The sequence below is a fragment of the Vibrio sp. STUT-A16 genome (genome assembly GCF_026000495.1).
In the GTDB taxonomy this organism is placed as follows: domain Bacteria; phylum Pseudomonadota; class Gammaproteobacteria; order Enterobacterales; family Vibrionaceae; genus Vibrio; species Vibrio diabolicus.
Map to the genome: position 1 here is coordinate 3045509 of NZ_AP026765.1, position 17515 is coordinate 3063023.

Consider the following 17515-nt stretch of genomic DNA (forward strand, 5'->3'; position numbering starts at 1 on the left):
CCAAAAATTAAATCGAAGTGAGTTTATCACAGCCCTTATCGAGGCTAAATATATGGTCTTAACTGAACCACTGATTCCAAGCCTGTTTTACCCACTCCCTTTCGGCAACAAACTTATCTTCCACCACATCAGCATCTAAATTGAGTAGATTTCTTCGGTGTATTTCGTTTCGCATTGTCGTGTAGGCACGTATCAACTGCATTGCCTGGTCTTCGTCCATGACATTTTGTGCAATGAGCGTTTCAAAGATGCGCACATTATCACACCAACGCGTTAATTTCGGCTTATCGTGACTATAGTTGAGCACTAAGTACTGAGCGAGAAATTCGATATCGGTAATCCCTCCCACATCTTGCTTGAGCATAAAACGGCCGGGCTTTTTCCCCCCAAGATGGCCGCGCATTTTCTCTCTCATTTCGACAACGGCTTTTTTCAGTTCCGTCCGATCGCGCGCTTTGCACAACACATTATGTCGCGTATTGTGAAATGCAATGGCAAGGGGTTCATCGCCGTAAATCAAGCGCGCGCGCACAAGTGCTTGATGCTCCCATGTCCAAGCTTCTTGATGCTGATAATCGTCAAACGCATCGGTTGGGCTAACCAACAAACCTGACGCGCCAGATGGGCGCAAGCGGGTATCGACTTCGTACAAAATGCCGGAAGCGGTGCGAGTCGAGAAAATATGGATGATGCGCTGCGCTAGGCGAAGGTAGAACTGACGGCCGTCGATTTCCTTTTTGCCATCTGTATAGACATTGACTGGGCAGTCATGCATGAAGACGATATCCAAGTCGGAGTTATAGCCGAGTTCCCAGCCACCGACTTTGCCATAACCAATGACGGCAAAACCCTTCCCTTCACGATCTTTCACATGCGTTGGCTCGCCGTATTTTTCGGACACTTGCAACCAAGCCTGACTGACCACAGCATCAACGATAGCTTCCGCCAAATAGGTTAAGTGATCACTCACTTTCATCACCGGCAATGCACCAGCAATATCCGCCGCCGCAATACGTAAAATGCAGATTTGCTTAAACTGACGCAACGCTTCCATTTGCTGCTCCATATCATCTTCTGGAATACGGGCCAGATAATCACGCAGCTCTGTGCGGTAACTGTCTAATGGGATTGGATTGTACAACTGTGCAGGGTCGATCAACTCATCGAGTAAGATCGGATACCGAGATAGCTGCTCTGAAATCATTGGGCTTGCGGTACACAAACGCACGAGCTGTACTAGAGCCGCTGGGTGCTCATCCAATAACTCCAGATAAGTTGTACGTGTGCAGATATTGTGCAGTAAATGCAGCACTCGCGGTAAACCAAACTGTGCATCAGGGTGGGCAAACACCGCATCAAATACCTTCGGCATCAAACGGTTTAACACTTCGCGTCCACGCGGTCCTAACGTTTTTTTAGCCAGATCGGTTTTAAAGTTGATGATGGTTTTCGCGCATGAAGCAAAGTCTTCAACCTGAATATCCTGCTGCAAGATATGTTCAAGCACATCTTGTTTGTTCGCCATATCCCATAACTCATGAAAATGACGAGCAACCGTAGTACCCTCGTCTTCTTCATCATCACCAATTAACGACTCAAATACTTGATGGACATTCGCCATGTGCTGCTGAGTTTGCTCAATCAGTTGGTCCCAAGAGGTCATTTGCATCGCGGTAGCGAGCTTTAAGCGTTCGGTTTCGCAATCAGGCAGCGTCTGGGTTTGCTTGTCCGCCATCGCTTGCAACAAGTTTTCTAATTGACGCAAATACTTGTATGCGGCTTCTAGACTGCTGACTTCTTGCGAAGTGAGTAACGCCAACTCTTCAATGCCTTGCAGCGTTTCCAACAACCCTCGATTACGAAGAGAAGGCTCGCGCCCCCCTCGAATTAATTGAAAAACTTGGGCGATAAATTCAATTTCTCGGATGCCACCTGCACCTAACTTAATGTTGTTGTTCAAACCTCGGCGGCGAACCTCACTACTGATCATCGATTTCATCCGACGCAAAGACTGAATCGCACTGAAATCAATATAGCGACGAAAAACAAAAGGACGCAGCATTTGGCGTAGCTCTTGGTATTGCGGGTACATTTCGCACCCCATCACTCGAGCTTTGATCATCGCGTAACGTTCCCAGTCGCGTCCCTGTTCTTGATAGTAATCCTCTAGTGCCGCATAGCTCATGACTAATGGACCACTCTCACCAAACGGACGCAAACGCATATCTACGCGGTAACAGAAGCCATCGAAAGTTTGTTGATCGAGCGCTTTGATGATGCGTTGACCAAGACGAGTAAAGAACTGGGCATTGGCAATACTGCGGCGCGCGCCTTGTGTCTCACCGTTTTCTGGATACGTGAAAATCAGATCGATATCGGAAGAAAAGTTTAACTCGCCGCCACCCAGTTTCCCCATGCCGATAATCAACATCGGCTGAACTTCACCTTCCTCACTCGTCGGCGTTCCCCACTCCTGACAACACGCTTGATATTGCCATTGATAGGTTTCAAAAATCATCGCTTCTGCCAACTCTGATAAGTGGCTTAAAGACGTTTCTAGCGACCATGCATGCGTGAAATCCTTCCACGCAATGTACACCATTTCTCGGTTACGAAACTGACGCAACACGCGATGACCAGACATCTCATCCGGGCATTGTCCCAGCAGTGCCGCAAGACGTGAGCGGTAAGATTCTTGACGGCTTGGTTGCGCTAACATGTTCGGTAGCTCACGCGCTAAAACTTCATCGCGATGAATCGCTTCGGTAATAAACTGGCTTAAGCCCGCCACATAGCGAAATTGCTGCGCAATCTCATCTGGCCAAAGGGGAAAATAACCTGCCTCTTGAGCATTTTGTACGGCAGATTCTGCGATAGAAATCAGTGGCGAAGGCAGCTGCATTTTTCTTCCTTGTTTGAAAAGCACGGTAACTCATTCTTTATACCAGACTTAAAGCAAATAAAAACGCCCACAAAAGGTTTGTGGGCGTTTTATCAAAAGTTCGGGCTCGAATATTAAACTTGGAAAGATTTGATCTTCTTGTCTAACTCGCCAGCATTATTTTGCATCATTTCAGAAGTTTCTAGCAGCTCTGTCACAACCACAACCGAGGCTTCCACCAGCTCACGTACATTGGTGAGGTTTTGACTCATCTCTTCTGCAACACTGCTTTGCTGACCAGACGCCGTCGCGATTTGGAAGTTCATGTCATTGATTTGCGTCACTTGCCCAACAATACCATCGAGCTCAGATCCAGCATTAGAAACCAGCTCGTTTCCATCGGCCGCTTCCACTACGCTTTTCTCCATGAGTTCTACAGCAGATTCTGCACTGGTTTGCAGCTGAGCAATCATCTCTTGAATTTCTACCGTCGCTTGTTGTGTACGTTGTGCAAGGTTACGAACTTCATCTGCAACCACCGCAAAACCACGACCCGCCTCGCCAGCTCGCGCCGCTTCAATCGCCGCATTCAGTGCAAGCAGGTTAGTTTGTTCAGAGATACCTTGAATCGTACCCACAACACTACCAATGGATTCAACACGTTCCTCGACCTGGTTAACCGCCTGCGCCGATGAAGCGATGTCCGACGAGAGTTCACTCATTTTCGCCATCGTACTTTGCAAGAACTGTTGACCAGAAATCGCTTGTGCGGAAGCTTGCTCTGTAAGAGAAGACGCCGTCTGGGCATGTTCTGCGACGGTTTGCACCGTCGACGACATTTCACTCATCGCCGTCGCAAGTTGATCAATTTCGTTAAACTCTTCTTGCGCCGATTCCTTCGTTTCCGACATGCTCAGCGTCATCACTTCCGTGAGTGTGGATAACTCATCAGAAGCGTTGATTTGCATTTGAATCACATCGTGCAGTTGGCGACGTGTTTTTTCTAACTCGCGTGCCACGTCTCCGTATTCATCTTTACAATCCATACCAAATGGCACGGAGAGGTTCTTGCTCGCCATCAGTTTGATCGCGTCGCTCAGATACTGTGTTTGACGCAACATCACTCTAGCCGCCGCTAATAAGAGCACGACAAAAACCACTATCAATAAGGCAGTTTGCCAAGCAACTTGCGTTAAGTATGCTTCGTAATGCTGTTGGGCAACTTGCGCGTTTTGTGTCGCCGCTAAAAGTGAATCGTAAAAGGTGTTCGCGTCCCACAGTTGTTTTGCCACTATCAGGACAGTACTGAAGACCATCAACATGACCATTTTAGGAACCAGTCGAATGTCGGATATGACCCTTTCCCATGGCTTAAATGCCAGCTTTTCCATTGTCAGTTCTCCACCGAGTCTTATATAGTCTTTATCTATAATCTTTATATTACTTATAGTTATGTTCGCGTTTAGCGTGGTTACGCGATTTATTTCGAGCTTCGTATGAAAAACAATGATATCAAAGACAGCACACGACCGATGGGCCTGTTGTCACTAATATTGTCTTTTATGGCACTATTTGTGATCTCTGGCTTGTTGTTTTTCCCGATCGATCACGAAACCCGTCAAGTTCTTATCGGTCTGGATTTCATAATCTGTAGTATTTTTCTATTACAGCTCACCATTGATTTGATCCGGTCCACAGATCGGTGGTTATTTCTTAAACGTCATTGGATAGATTTCGTGGCGAGCATCCCATTAATAGAGCCACTGCGCTTTGCTCGTATCTTTCATATTCTTCGAGTGGTATTAGTACTGCGCTCGTCGAAGTTCATTTTGCATCAGCTCAAAGAAAACCGCCGCGAAACCACGGTCGCCTCAATATTACTGTTGATGGTGATCCTCATTACGCTCGGTTCTAGTGCAATGCTGTTTATCGAAGCGAAAAACCCAGAAGCGAATATTCGCACTGGCGCCGATGCTTTGTGGTGGGTATTCGTAACGATCTCAACCGTTGGTTACGGCGATCATTATCCGGTGACCTCAGTAGGAAAGTTTTTAGCCGTTATCATCATTGTTTGTGGTGTGGGGATCTTTGGTATGATTTCGGGTCTTATCACCTCTATTCTTACCGCTCCGACGAAACAACAGACGCACAGCTTAATCAATAAAGAACGGATGCTCGAGCAGCTCCTGAATCAACAAGCCCAAATACTAGAACGACTCGACTTCATAGAAAAAGAACTGCAACAAAGCAAAACAAAGACAAAAAAATAGGACCATGCGGTCCTATTTTTTGTACAGGTAGTCAAGGTGATCATTCACGCCAATAAGGCTGAACTTCCACACTGATCGCTCGGGTTTGATCCATTGCATGCAAAATTGAACGCTCTTGACGGTGCAACCAGCGTTCTAATTGCTCTTTTTCTGCGTCTTCCAACATATCTACCAACGGAAGCAAGTGGTTCAGCATTAGCAGATCATCGATACCATGCACCAGATCCGCCCATGGCAAACGGAAGCTGTTACGCTCATCCGAGTTATATAGACTCGCGAAACCAATACCAGTATAGAGATTACGCAGCAAGCGATAGCGCTGATCAACGTACTCTTGCGCCGTCAGGTCGCGCTCTGCAGGGAAAGCTTCCATTAGTTCTGCCCAAGTGCGATCGAGCTGAGTGACTGAAAACGGCATGATGTTACTTGCCATTTTTTCACGTGCTTTTTCATCAAGAAATGGCTGCCAACCGCGTGCTAAGATCCAGCGGCTTAGATCCAGCAGTAACCCTGTGTAACGCGCGGAATTGAGCAACCCTAGCACTTCTTCACGGCTTGGCAACTCTTGTAACTGCTGAGTCAACTCAGATACTAAGAACTTACGCGCATCCAACTTACGCAGCACATTGCCTTTGTCATCTAAGAGCTCTTTAAGGTGTGCATGTTCATCCAACCAACTCAGTTCTTCTTCCAACCATTTAAGCTCTTGGCGCAGAATCGCACTCGCGCGACGAGGGACAACACCACCAAAAATGGTCAATGTTTGACGAATAAAACGAATGGCATTGCTGATTTCACGTAGCGCTTCCACATTGTCACGCTCAGCATAAATTTGCTCGTGATAATGCCAGTGAGATAGGGCGTGTTCTAAAGAGTTGATCAAGCAGTATTCAACGGTATCCGTCGGGCTACTGTCCACAAGTGCCAACGATTTTACTTCATCACCTGCATAGCCACTTGCAAGTCGATAGCCTTTCGCCGCCTTACTCAAGTTACCCAAACGCATGCCACCTTGCTCGCAAAAGCTACGTGCTAGTGTAAATAGGGCATCGGTTTGGCCCGATTTGAGTTCCAGTTCAACTTCGCAAATCGGTTCTTGTTTCTCTTCCCCATCTTCACCTTTGGCTACGACCATACCTTGGTCAAACGCCACTTCTATTTGGCTACCATCTGGCATGCCAATCAGCCACTGTTCGCGTGTGAAGTTGGTCGAGAATAACGGCATAAGCTCAGATTGCAGCGTTGCTACGTCTTTACCTGGCGGCCAAATGTCTACAGGATGAAGCGACAGGTTAGGCTCGTCGCTAGTGTGCTCAGCATTGTATTCTGGTCTTTGATGTAAGCCTGCGACGACGCGTCCTGCTGTCTTTACGGTTTGGACGAATACATCATCAAAACGGCGAATTCTTAAACCAATGTCGTGCTTTCTCAGCCATTTATCGGCGGTATCAAAGTAGGTGTTACCCAAGTCACGACAACTATGCTGAAGTACTTTTGTCTCAGAAATTTTTTCTTTTAAAGTTTCTGAAAATTCAGGAGAAACAAAAAACTTCAGTTCTATTTCGGTTTCCATAGCTATACCTTTCAAAGCAGATAGAAACAGGATATTGCGTAATTTCTCGCACGGCAAGAGAGAAATATCGCCGGAATGATGATCTAAAACAGTTTTAATGAGCGATTTAATGCGTTACCATGCGCGCCTTTATAGCCATCGTTCAACATTTCGCCAAGCACTCAGAAATGGTGTATGTTTTTTTAAGGTTATAGTTATTAGGTTGAATGACCATGCCAGTAAATACAATTATGGGGTTATTTGCAAAGTCCCCAATTAAGCCTTTGCAACGCCACGTTGTGTGTGTCAACGAATGTTGTTCACACTTGGTGAAATTCTTTGAAGTATCTTCAAAGGGTGACTGGGAAAAAGCATCTGAAATCCGTGCACAAATTTCTCACCTAGAGAAAGAAGCGGACGTGCTGAAACGTGAAATCCGTCTAAAACTGCCTCGCGGTTTGTTCATGCCAGTAGACCGTACTGACATGCTTGAGCTTCTGACTCAGCAGGACAAACTTGCAAACCTGGCAAAAGACATTGCTGGCCGTGTATATGGTCGTCAACTTGTCATTCCTGAGGCTCTCCAACCAAACTTCCTCGCTTACGTTCAACGTTGTCTTGATGCGGCCGATCAGGCGCAAAAGGTAATCAATGAACTTGATGAATTGCTAGAAACCGGCTTCAAAGGTCGTGAAGTGACGCTCGTCGCTGAAATGATTCATCAATTAGATGTCATCGAAGATGATACCGATGCTATGCAGATTGAACTTCGTCAACAGTTGATGGCGATTGAGTCTGACATGAACCCTATCGATGTCATGTTCTTGTACAAGATTCTTGAATGGGTAGGTGGTATTGCCGACCAAGCGCAGCGCGTAGGTGCTCGTTTGGAAGTCATGCTATCTCGATCTTAAAACATAAAGTTAACGACATAACGAAGAGCATAATGAACACGTGTCATAGGGACGATGACTATTTTCATCGTCTTATGGTTTGGCGCGCGTAAAATTTTGTTCCGCTTGTTATAAAACAACTAGGTATTACGATGGATATCCTTGCGAACTACGGCACTGTCCTGATTATTGTTGCAGCGATTTTTGGTTTCATGATGGCGATTGGTATTGGCGCGAACGACGTTGCTAATGCGATGGGTACATCAGTAGGTTCAAAAGCGCTAACCGTAAAACAAGCTATCATCATTGCGATGATCTTCGAATTTGCAGGTGCTTACCTTGCAGGCGGTGAAGTAACCGACACTATCCGTAAAGGTGTAATCGAAACTTCTTTATTTGCTAGTCAACCTGACGTTCTTGTCTACGGTATGATGTCTGCTCTTTTGGCTGCGGGTACATGGTTACTTCTTGCCTCTTACATGGGCTGGCCAGTATCTACGACTCACTCAATCATCGGTGCAATCATTGGTTTTGCATGCGTATCAGTAGGTACTGAAGCGGTTGACTGGGGCAGCGTTCAAGGCATTGTTGGTAGCTGGATTATTACACCTGTGATTTCAGGTTTCTTTGCTTACGTTATCTTTGTCAGCGCACAACGTCTGATTTTTGATACTGAGAACCCGTTATTCAACGCCAAACGTTTTGTTCCTGTTTACATGTTCATCACAACAATGGTGATTGCACTTGTAACTATCAAAAAAGGTCTAAAACACGTTGGTCTTCACCTAACCAATGGCGAAGCTTGGATGTGGGCAGCAGCAGTTTCAGCACTCGTGATGGTTGGCGGCTACGTATACATCCAGAAAAAATTCGCTAATCGCGAAGAAGACCGCAGCTTTTCTGGCGTGGAAGGTATCTTCAGCGTTCTGATGGTTATCACCGCTTGTGCGATGGCATTTGCACACGGTTCAAACGACGTTGCAAACGCCATTGGTCCATTGTCTGCTGTCGTATCGACTGTTGAACACATGGGCGAAATCAGCACGAAAAGCACCATCGCTTGGTGGATTCTACCTCTTGGTGGTATTGGTATCGTGGTCGGTCTTGCTACACTGGGTCACAAAGTAATGGCAACCGTTGGTACAGGTATCACTGAACTAACTCCTAGCCGTGGTTTTGCAGCTCAGCTAGCAACCGCTTGTACTGTTGTTCTAGCTTCTGGTACTGGTCTGCCAATCTCAACCACTCAAACATTGGTTGGTGCGGTTCTCGGTGTTGGCTTTGCTCGTGGTATCGCGGCACTAAACCTGGGCGTGGTTCGTAACATCGTGGCATCATGGATCGTTACACTACCAGCAGGTGCACTATTGGCCGTTGTATTCTTCTACGGACTTCAAGCGATGTTCGCTTAAGACACTCGTCAATAGAATGTAAGCGCTTTGTCATTATTGACTCAAACGCACAGAAAGGGAGGCTTTGCCTCCCTTCTTTGTTGCACCGAAGTTTGAAACTGCATACTATTCGTCTATTTCCGGCTCCAATCATTCGGTGCCAACGCTGTCTCCAAGAAAAATCGTTAAGGGATTTACTGTGAAAAAACTAATCATCACGGTTTTGTTTACTTTGCTAGCAGCGCCAGCGGCCCTAGCAGCAGACCGTTATATTTCTGATGACCTCTTCACTTTTATGCACTCAGGTCCAAATAACACCTACCGTATTATTGGTAGTGTTAATGCCGGTTCTAAAGTACAACTGATTAAAACCAACCGAGATACTGGCTATACGCAAGTTCGTGATGACCGCGGTCGTACTGGTTGGGTACAAAGCAAGTTTGTGACAAACCAAGAAAGCATGGCGATTCGCCTTCCTCGCATTGAGAAAGAGCTAGCAGAAGTGAAAGAGCAGCTTGCTAACGCTCGTAAAACATCTGATGCAGAGAAAGCTGGCCTTGTTACCTCTCTAGAAACGCGCAACCAACAAATTTCCGATCTTGAGAATAAATACTCTGAGATCAGCGACCAGCTTACTTCTGTTGAAACAGAAAACCGCGAGCTGCGCGCTAAACTGGATACACAAAAAGACGACATGCTGCTTAAGTACTTCACTTATGGCGGCGGTGTTGCAGGTTTAGGTTTGCTATTTGGTTTGATTCTTCCGCATGTCATGCCTCGTAGAAAACGTTCACCTGCGGGTTGGGCATAAATCCTTCGCCCTTTTATCTATAAAAAAAGAATGCAAAAGCCAGTCGATATTCGACTGGCTTTTTTGTTTGCTTAGTTTTACGGAAATCAGCACTACTCACCCATTGAACTAGACGCTCGACGACGATCCGTTGCGCCATAAAGCTTGCCATCTTTTAGCTCAATTGCATTCAAACCACTTACCACTGGAATAACGTGTACTGGGTAGCCAAGCGCCATAAACTCCGGCACCAACATTTCTGCGAAGGTTTTCTTCTCCACTAGCAACCCTGTTGGGTCATACGGCTTAGTGCGGTCTATCTTGGTGCCGTACTGGATATTTGGTAGGTCAATGGCGTCTTGCGCTGATAACTTCCAATCCAGTACCCCAACCACGGTTTTGAGTACATACCCCGGAATTTGCGAACTGCCCGGCGAGCCGACCACTAAGCGCAGATTGCCATCGCCGTCCATCACTATCAATGGCGTAATGGCTGAGCGTGGACGCTTACCCGCTTCAATCGAGTTTTGAGTAGGCTTACCGTTAAGCGTTGGTTGAGGTGAAAAGTTTGCCATTTGTGCATTCAAGATAACGCCATCAACCATGACACCAGATCCCATTCCCGTGCCAACGGTGCTGGTCATAGCAATCGCATTACCTTCCCTATCAACGATAGAAATGTGCCCTGTATCTTTGCTCTCGAAGCCTTGATATTGCGCATACTGAGTTTGCGTTATCTGTCCGGCTTTTGGATTTTCTTTCGAGGTGCCATTATCAGGGATTAAATCACGTCTCTGGTCCAAATAGGTTTTAGATAACAGTTGTTCAACTGGTGCTTCCACATAATCCGGATCTCCGGCATACGCAATACGATCGGCTTTTGCTAAGCGCATCGCCTCAGTCATTAAACGCCAAGGCTCTACATCAGTTAATGCCATCTGAGATATATCGTACGGCTCCAGCAATTTCAGACTTTGAGCAACCATCACACCGCCAGAGGCCGGGTAACCAAACGAAACAATTTTGCTGCCTCGATAATCGCTTTCAATAATATCGCGAGATTTAACCTGATAGTTTTTAAAGTCCTCTAACGACAATTTCTCATGCTGATCGTTAATACGACGATTCACCGTATCAACAATATGTTGACCAAGTGCACCACCATACAAATATCGATCGCCTTGCTGAGCTATTTTCTCTAGCGTCTCAGCCATTTTAGGGTTCTTCATTAACGTCCCTGATGGCTTCACTTCATCATCTTGCCAATACAAGGCTTTAATTTCTGGGTCGCGAGCCAAACGCGTTTGCTCTCGCACGACGATATCATAGGTATAGCTGTTCATCGCGTACCCATCACGCGCGAGCTTAATCGCAGGTTGAACCAACTCAGACCATGGTAATTTGCCGTATTGCTCATGAGTGGAACAAAGCAGACGTAAGGTGCCCGGTACCGCAACGGAGCGAGGCCCCAAAATTTCATCGCGGCTGAGTGCTTTCCCATTTTCAATAAACATCTCAGGGTGAGCGCTAGACGGCGCTTCATCTCGCCCATCAAGGGCTAAAAACTTCTGCTTGTCATGTTGATAAAACAGCGCGAAAGTACCGCCGCCAATTCCCGTCATATCTGGCTCAACTACAGACATCACCATCTGCATCGCGACCATGGCATCAACGGCGTTCCCGCCCTCTTTCAATATTGAATAACCAGTGCTGCTCACGTAAGGGTTAGTCGCGCTGACCATAAAATCTTGTCCGTTATTATCTGGTGTTATAGGGAAAGGGGTTGGCTTTGCTGCGTAACTTAACGACGCAACAACACTTAAAGAAAAAATCAGAATACGCATGTGTCTCTGTGTAGACTCCTGTTATTTCATGGGGTCTAACGTGGACCAGGTCGTGATGACGAAGTTCGTGAATATGGCGCTTTTTTACACAACGCTGACTGGAATCGCGCTATCAATAGTTGAACGATATTGGTGCTATTTAAACGACTTAGAAAAGCTATATTTTGCTTGTTTGAGTATCTAAAAATCATCACCAGAATAGATGCAAAAGGTGTTCTGAAAAATAAAAAAGCCAGCGATATGATTTCGCTGGCTTGATGTGTTGCTATAACAGTTACCCTTTCCACTCATACAACGCTGGTATACGAATTTGCTCACCTTGGAACTCGACAATCACCGCTTGCGGTTGTATTTCTCTTAATGTGACCTGCCCATCAACAACGTCTCCTTGATGATATTCAACATTGTTAATTTTCACCCAGCGGCGATTTTCATCACTGGCATACATGTGAGTTTGCAAATTGAGCGCAGGTAAACGCCCTTGCCATTGGTGAGCGTTGCGCTCTAAATCGTTCACGCGCACCGTTTGTGGTGAAGGCGCATCATCTCGGGATAACGCATTTTCGACCTTTCGCGCCAAATCAGGAGATAATGAGGACAAGTCAAGATCATCCAGAGACAAACCTAGGTCCTCTTCAACTACTGAAGTGCCTTGAGTTGATACAGATGTTTCTATCTCGTCTTTGTTTGCTGTATTACTCACGTATTCATCAGATGTTGCAAACGTACCAAAATCACGAGACAGCTCTGCACTTGGCCACTCTCTTGGCAATTGCGCCAACTGAGTAGTTTCAGGATAGTCCAATGCTTTGAACGGTTGTTCCGCTTCCATCTTAGCCTTAGGGGCGGAAGTACTAGCTTCAGCATGAGGCGTAAGGAGATCTAAATACCAAGCAACTCCGATTGCAGCAACGGTGATCGGCAACAAGAACAAACCAATATGTTTCATGGCTGACATTATGCGTCCTCCTTCTCGATTCGTGCCAGTTGAGGCGCATCTGGCTGCACGTTTTGTTGAAGACGATCTAGCGTCCGCTTACCTGCAATGCCGTCGACCCCGATACCTTGCCAACGTTGGAATAACTCGACTCGCTCTTTCATCGCACCATCAAAAATAGACGTTTCAAGCAGTGGCTCACTTACCGCTTCTGCTAATAATCGGTCTAATACTTCGATCGCAGGGCCTTCCATGTCTAAACGTAATGTCTCTTTCAACGGCGCTTGCCACAGTTCAATGATATTGCCTTGCCACATCGGCTTTAGCCACGAAATAGGCAGACGCAGACGCTGCTTGCCATTGAGTACTTCGACTTTGTCATTACCGACGGCGTACAAAATGACATACCCAACATCACCTTGATAATTCAACTCCAAAATTACAGGGCGATTTTGTTGCATCAGCAGCGGCCAGGTCGCCATTTTACGCTCACAACGCATGGTCGATTGGGGCTCTGACAAACAAAGATTGTCGCGAACCGATGCTTGATAACCCCACAAACGATACAAATCATTCACGGCGAGATTCGACTGTTTTTGTGCTAACAATAAGTCACGCTGATCATCTGTCAATTGTTGGTTGACGACTATTGGCGTTGGCTCCTCTCTTGGTGCGGTCACTTGCGCCAACACTGACGTTGCTTGAGCTGGCATATAATTCACGACCGCCCACCCCGTACCTAATGCCGCAATAAGACCCACCGTGACTGAGCCCCAAGCAGGCCAACGGAAAGTACGGCGCTCTTTTTTATCTTGCTGATAAATATCTGCCTGAAACTGCATCACCTCTTCACAGGCCTGCTGAACGGTTTGCTTATCCACAACCACATTACCTTGGTGATAACTGATGTTGAGAGATTTATCACAGATAAGATTAATCAAGCGCGGGATGCCGTGACTGTATTTGGCAATGAGTTTACAAGAAGCACGATTAAACAGTTGCTGGTCACCACCTGCCGTATGTAATCGAAACGCGATGTAATCTTCTGTCTCTTTTTCATCCAACGGCAACAAGTGATAACGCCCAGTAATGCGCTGAGCGAGCTGGCGTAGTTGCGTCGTTTGCAATAACCGCTGTAATTCAGGCTGTCCGACCAACAACACTTTGAGCAGTTTTCTGGTATCGGTTTCCAAGTTGGTCAACAAACGTAGCTGCTCTAAAACGTCGGCAGCAAGGTGTTGAGCCTCATCAATGACCAGCAATGTCTGCCAGCCTGAACGATAATTACGCAGCAAGTATCTGTGAATCACTTGGTTTAGCTGTTTGAGGTTTGCATCTGGCGGGTAAGTAATTTTGAATTCATCGCAAATAGCTTCGAGCAAGTCTCGACTCGAAAACGTGGGATTTAGGATCAGACCCGCTTTGGTGTTATCACCTAAATTCGCCAGCATCGCTTTTGCGACGGTCGTTTTGCCTGTACCCACTTCGCCAGTAAGCATAGCAAAACCACCGCCATCGCCTAACCCGGCTTGGAGATGTGTGATTGCCTCTTTGTGACGTTGGCTTAAATACAAATAACGCGAGTTTGGAACAATCGAAAATGGTTGTTCTACAAACCCAAAAAAGTCCTTATACATTAGGCTCTCCAGCTAAAAAACCACCAGGGAATAGTCAGATATAATATAAACATAGCTGCATCTACTCTCGGGAGTAAAGAAAAGTACCATTGCTTGCTACAATGTCCAACGGCATATCAATAAATTAAGAGGTAATTCGTGCAAGTTTATTTAGTAGGTGGCGCAGTTCGAGATAAATTGCTCGGAATTGATAGTTATGACAACGACTGGGTGGTCGTAGGTGCGACTCCCGAGACGATGCTGTCCCAAGGGTACACCGCCGTTGGTAAAGACTTTCCTGTATTTTTGCACCCAAAAAGCAAAGAAGAACATGCACTTGCGCGAACAGAAAGAAAATCAGGCTCTGGTTACACTGGCTTTGAGTGTTTCTTTGATCAAAGTGTCACCTTAGAAGAAGATTTAATTCGTCGTGATTTAACCATTAATGCAATGGCAATGGATGATGCAGGTAAGCTCCATGATCCTTACGGCGGCCAGAAAGATCTCAACGATAAACTGCTACGCCATGTCTCAGACGCCTTTGTCGAAGATCCTCTACGCGTTTTACGTGTCGCTCGCTTCGCTGCAAAGCTTGCTGATCTAAACTTTACGGTTGCCGACGAAACCATGCAGTTAATGCGCCACATGGCAGAATCTGGAGAGCTGAGCACACTGACTCCCGAGCGTGTTTGGCAAGAATGGCATAAGTCCCTCTCCACCCCTCGCCCTGATATTTTCTTATCGGTTCTAAGAGATTGTGGTGCATTGGCCGTTGTTTTACCTGAAATTGATGCACTATTTGGCGTACCTCAACCAGAAAAATGGCATCCAGAAATCGATACGGGCATCCATACTTTGATGGTGGCAGAGCAAGCCGCAAGATTGAGTGACTCACTCCCCGTCAGATTTGCCGCCCAAGTGCATGATTTGGGCAAAGGGGTGACACCAGAGAGCGAATGGCCAAGCCACAAAATGCATTGTCATACAGGATTAAAACTGATCAAAAAGCTGTGCGAGCGTGTCCGGGTGCCGAATGAGTTTCGTGATTTAGCCTTGATGGTGTGCGAACAGCACTCCAATATCCATCGCGCAGCCGAGTTAAAGCCGCAAACCATCATAAAAATACTCAACAAATTCGATGTGTGGCGCAAAGCTGAGCGCTTAGAAGATATTTTAATATGCTGTCAGGCTGACCATGCAGGTCGAAAAGGGTTAGAAGAGAAGCCTTATCCTCAAGCTGAGATTTTTACCCGCGCTTATCAAGCCGCAGCCGCCGTAGATGTTCAGAGCATCATTAAGGATGGATTTAAAGGCCCGGCAATACGTGATGAACAAGAAAAGAGACGGATTGAAGCGGTAAGAGTCGCTTTGAATAAGTGATCTGAGCTCAGATTAATTAACCGAATTGTATTCATGCCAGGTCATTCCAGCGGGCCTTAGCGAGACTAGGAATCTAATATCAGCACGCAGGGAAGTTTTAGAAGTGACCAACGCCACAAGAAACTCGGAGAGAAGATTCTGAATCTCGCTCCTTCGTCGCTGTTCAGAATGACGTTGTGGTTTAGGTATGCAGCTTGCGGTTAAGCAAGCTGCCAATCCGTCGCGTTATCATCCGCTAAGCAAGAACGCAAACAAGCCGAAACCTAGAATCAGACGGTAAATCACAAACGGTGTCATGCCCATGCGTGAAATCATCTTTAAGAAGAAGTGGATACAGATGTACGCACTGATAAACGATGTGATGATACCAGTCAGCAAGAAACCAATATGGACAGGTTCACCACTGGTCACTAGCTTCATGCCTAAGTAGCTACCTGCTAATGTAATGATCGGGATCGACATTAAAAATGAAAAGCGCGCAGCCGCTTCTCGAGTAAAGCCAAGGTAAAGTGCAGCCGTAATGGTCGCCCCTGAACGCGACGTTCCAGGAATCATCGCTAAGGCTTGGGCAATACCGATAAACACGGCTTTCTTCCAACCCGTTTGGTATTCATCCGCAACCAACTTAGCGTTTTTGTCTACCCACCAAAGCAACAAACCAAATACGATCGTTGTGGTCGCGATGACATAAGCGCTACGTAGATACACTTCAATGATGTCTTTCATCAACAAGCCAAACACACAAGCTGGAATCGTGGCGATCACGATCATCCAAGCAAGTTTTGCTTCTTTACTCCGATCTCCTTTAAAGATCGAAGCAAATAATGCCTGGAACAGAGTGATCACTTCATGGCGAAAATAGATCACTACCGCCATTAATGTACCGACGTGAACAGCAACATCAAAGGCTAGACCTTGGTCTTCCCATCCCAAAATGGCGGAGGGCAGGATCAAATGGGCAGAGCTCGAAATAGGCAAAAACTCTGTCAGACCCTGAATCAGAGCCAGAATAAAGGCTTCAAAATAACTCATGTAAACAACTCAAATTAAAAATGAAAAAGAAACAGGTTTGAGTGAATCGACTGGCTGCATTGCATGCCAAATATCTGCGACTGTGCGTCCATCGCCTGGGATCACTAATTGAGGTTCGAGATCATACAGAGGCTTTGTGACAAAAGGATATTTGTAGATATCACTGCGAGGTAGCTCAGGTTTTTTCTTGGAGACGCATTCACCGAACAACACTATATCGAGATCCAGTGTTCGATCCTGATACTTTTGCGCATTTTCTTCGCGTCCCCACTTAAATTCAATCTCACGTAGCTGATGACTTAACTCTTCTAATGACAACTCGGTACGCATTGCAACGACAAAGTTGTAGAAGTTCTGGCTGCTAAAGCCAATAGGTTCACATTCATATACCGGCGATACGAGGAGACTTTCTCCAAGCTGTAGCAGCTCCTGATACGCAGCGAGCGCATGTTGCTCTCTTTCTACATTCGTACCAACACCGATATAGGTGGTGATCATGCTTGACCTCGCTCAATCACGACACCAACAGCGCGAGCTTGTGGCACGGCACCAGGTTTTGCTAAACGGATTTTCACCCAAGGCACAGAGAAACGCTGCATGATAAGCTCTGCCACTTCTTCGGCTACACGTTCAACCAACAGAAAACGACCATTTTCAATATGGTTCAGTACCGCCTCACTCACTTGCGAGTAATCCAACGCATCTTGCACATCATCACTTTTACCCGCAGGCTTGTTGTCGTGCGCCATTTCGATGTCCAGAACCAACTTTTGTTTAATTTGTTGTTCCCAGTCGTACACGCCAATCGTGGTGATTACTTCTAATTGTTCAATAAAAACTTTATCCAGAGCCATCTTATGTCCTTCTATTACAGAGGTCGGATACCCGTGAGGGGTAATTTGATCGTAGTATTCTATACCTAAGTAACA

General features: G+C 46.2%; 14 protein-coding genes. 5 read left to right on the forward strand and 9 right to left on the reverse strand.

The window, feature by feature from the left end; all coding sequences use genetic code 11:
- Positions 1-58: 58 nt before the first annotated feature.
- Both glnE and OO778_RS14410 read right to left on the reverse strand, forming a co-directional pair.
- The gene (gene glnE, locus OO778_RS14405) at positions 59-2902 is read right to left on the reverse strand and encodes a bifunctional [glutamate--ammonia ligase]-adenylyl-L-tyrosine phosphorylase/[glutamate--ammonia-ligase] adenylyltransferase (protein ID WP_264910143.1); all 2844 of its coding nucleotides are present in this window, start codon (positions 2900-2902) and stop codon (positions 59-61) included.
- A gap of 113 nt (positions 2903-3015) precedes the next feature.
- Positions 3016-4272: a methyl-accepting chemotaxis protein gene (locus OO778_RS14410; protein WP_005395942.1), complete on the reverse strand. Its 1257-nt coding sequence runs from the start codon at positions 4270-4272 to the stop codon at positions 3016-3018.
- Positions 4273-4377: 105 nt separating this feature from the next.
- On the opposite strand from OO778_RS14410, the gene OO778_RS14415 reads away from it, so the two are divergent.
- Entirely contained in the window at positions 4378-5151 is a 774-nt protein-coding gene (locus tag OO778_RS14415) for a potassium channel family protein (RefSeq protein WP_114323134.1), read from the forward strand.
- A gap of 40 nt (positions 5152-5191) precedes the next feature.
- Here OO778_RS14415 and OO778_RS14420 read toward each other — a convergent pair whose 3' ends face one another.
- Positions 5192-6724, reverse strand: coding sequence for an inorganic triphosphatase (locus tag OO778_RS14420; RefSeq protein ID WP_264910146.1), 1533 nt, complete (start codon positions 6722-6724; stop codon positions 5192-5194).
- Positions 6725-6936: 212 nt separating this feature from the next.
- Between OO778_RS14420 and OO778_RS14425 the strand changes: the two genes are divergently transcribed.
- The 3 genes from OO778_RS14425 (at position 6937) to OO778_RS14435 (ending at position 9798) form a co-directional block, all read left to right on the forward strand.
- Entirely contained in the window at positions 6937-7617 is a 681-nt protein-coding gene (locus OO778_RS14425) for a TIGR00153 family protein (protein WP_031780508.1), read from the forward strand.
- Positions 7618-7748: 131 nt separating this feature from the next.
- Entirely contained in the window at positions 7749-9008 is a 1260-nt protein-coding gene (locus OO778_RS14430) for an inorganic phosphate transporter (protein WP_005395948.1), read from the forward strand.
- A gap of 178 nt (positions 9009-9186) precedes the next feature.
- Positions 9187-9798, forward strand: a complete 612-nt coding sequence (locus tag OO778_RS14435; RefSeq protein WP_031780509.1) for a TIGR04211 family SH3 domain-containing protein — start codon at positions 9187-9189, stop codon at positions 9796-9798.
- Between the two features lie 92 nt (positions 9799-9890).
- Here the strand turns inward: OO778_RS14435 and ggt are convergent, their stop codons facing one another.
- The 3 genes from ggt to OO778_RS14450 all read right to left on the reverse strand — a co-directional run bounded on the left by ggt (position 9891) and on the right by OO778_RS14450 (position 14195).
- A complete protein-coding gene (gene ggt / locus OO778_RS14440; protein WP_074192028.1) occupies positions 9891-11621 on the reverse strand; it encodes a gamma-glutamyltransferase in 1731 nt (576 codons plus the stop codon).
- 274 nt (positions 11622-11895) lie between these two features.
- Entirely contained in the window at positions 11896-12579 is a 684-nt protein-coding gene (locus tag OO778_RS14445) for a general secretion pathway protein GspB (RefSeq protein WP_005395951.1), read from the reverse strand.
- Complete coding sequence (locus OO778_RS14450; RefSeq protein ID WP_124008973.1) at positions 12579-14195, reverse strand: ExeA family protein; 1617 nt, start codon at positions 14193-14195, stop codon at positions 12579-12581. Before OO778_RS14450 ends, OO778_RS14445 begins: the two co-directional genes overlap by 1 nt.
- Before the next feature lie 138 nt (positions 14196-14333).
- On the opposite strand from OO778_RS14450, the gene OO778_RS14455 reads away from it, so the two are divergent.
- Positions 14334-15554: a multifunctional CCA addition/repair protein gene (locus tag OO778_RS14455; RefSeq protein ID WP_074192026.1), complete on the forward strand. Its 1221-nt coding sequence runs from the start codon at positions 14334-14336 to the stop codon at positions 15552-15554.
- 228 nt (positions 15555-15782) lie between these two features.
- Here OO778_RS14455 and OO778_RS14460 read toward each other — a convergent pair whose 3' ends face one another.
- Genes OO778_RS14460 through folB form a run of 3 tightly spaced genes read right to left on the reverse strand, consistent with a single transcriptional unit; the run spans position 15783 to position 17440 of the window.
- On the reverse strand, positions 15783-16586 hold the full coding sequence (locus OO778_RS14460) for an undecaprenyl-diphosphate phosphatase (protein ID WP_074192025.1): 804 nt from the start codon (positions 16584-16586) through the stop codon (positions 15783-15785).
- Between the two features lie 9 nt (positions 16587-16595).
- Entirely contained in the window at positions 16596-17084 is a 489-nt protein-coding gene (gene folK, locus OO778_RS14465) for a 2-amino-4-hydroxy-6-hydroxymethyldihydropteridine diphosphokinase (protein WP_012841141.1), read from the reverse strand.
- Complete coding sequence (folB, locus tag OO778_RS14470; protein ID WP_005436044.1) at positions 17081-17440, reverse strand: bifunctional dihydroneopterin aldolase/7,8-dihydroneopterin epimerase; 360 nt, start codon at positions 17438-17440, stop codon at positions 17081-17083. Before folB ends, folK begins: the two co-directional genes overlap by 4 nt.
- Between the last annotated feature and the right edge of the window lie 75 nt (positions 17441-17515).

Excerpts from the sequence above, each read along its gene's own strand:
- OO778_RS14410 (WP_005395942.1), bottom strand. The coding sequence starts at position 4,272 with ATGGAAAAGCTGGCATTTAAGCCATGGGAAAGGGTCATATCCGACATT.
- OO778_RS14425 (WP_031780508.1), top strand. The coding sequence starts at position 6,937 with ATGCCAGTAAATACAATTATGGGGTTATTTGCAAAGTCCCCAATTAAG.
- ggt (WP_074192028.1), bottom strand. The coding sequence starts at position 11,621 with ATGCGTATTCTGATTTTTTCTTTAAGTGTTGTTGCGTCGTTAAGTTAC.
- glnE (WP_264910143.1), bottom strand. The coding sequence starts at position 2,902 with ATGCAGCTGCCTTCGCCACTGATTTCTATCGCAGAATCTGCCGTACAA.
- OO778_RS14450 (WP_124008973.1), bottom strand. The coding sequence starts at position 14,195 with ATGTATAAGGACTTTTTTGGGTTTGTAGAACAACCATTTTCGATTGTT.
- OO778_RS14415 (WP_114323134.1), top strand. The coding sequence starts at position 4,378 with ATGAAAAACAATGATATCAAAGACAGCACACGACCGATGGGCCTGTTG.
- folK (WP_012841141.1), bottom strand. The coding sequence starts at position 17,084 with ATGATCACCACCTATATCGGTGTTGGTACGAATGTAGAAAGAGAGCAA.
- OO778_RS14420 (WP_264910146.1), bottom strand. The coding sequence starts at position 6,724 with ATGGAAACCGAAATAGAACTGAAGTTTTTTGTTTCTCCTGAATTTTCA.
- OO778_RS14430 (WP_005395948.1), top strand. The coding sequence starts at position 7,749 with ATGGATATCCTTGCGAACTACGGCACTGTCCTGATTATTGTTGCAGCG.
- folB (WP_005436044.1), bottom strand. The coding sequence starts at position 17,440 with ATGGCTCTGGATAAAGTTTTTATTGAACAATTAGAAGTAATCACCACG.
- OO778_RS14445 (WP_005395951.1), bottom strand. The coding sequence starts at position 12,579 with ATGTCAGCCATGAAACATATTGGTTTGTTCTTGTTGCCGATCACCGTT.
- OO778_RS14460 (WP_074192025.1), bottom strand. The coding sequence starts at position 16,586 with ATGAGTTATTTTGAAGCCTTTATTCTGGCTCTGATTCAGGGTCTGACA.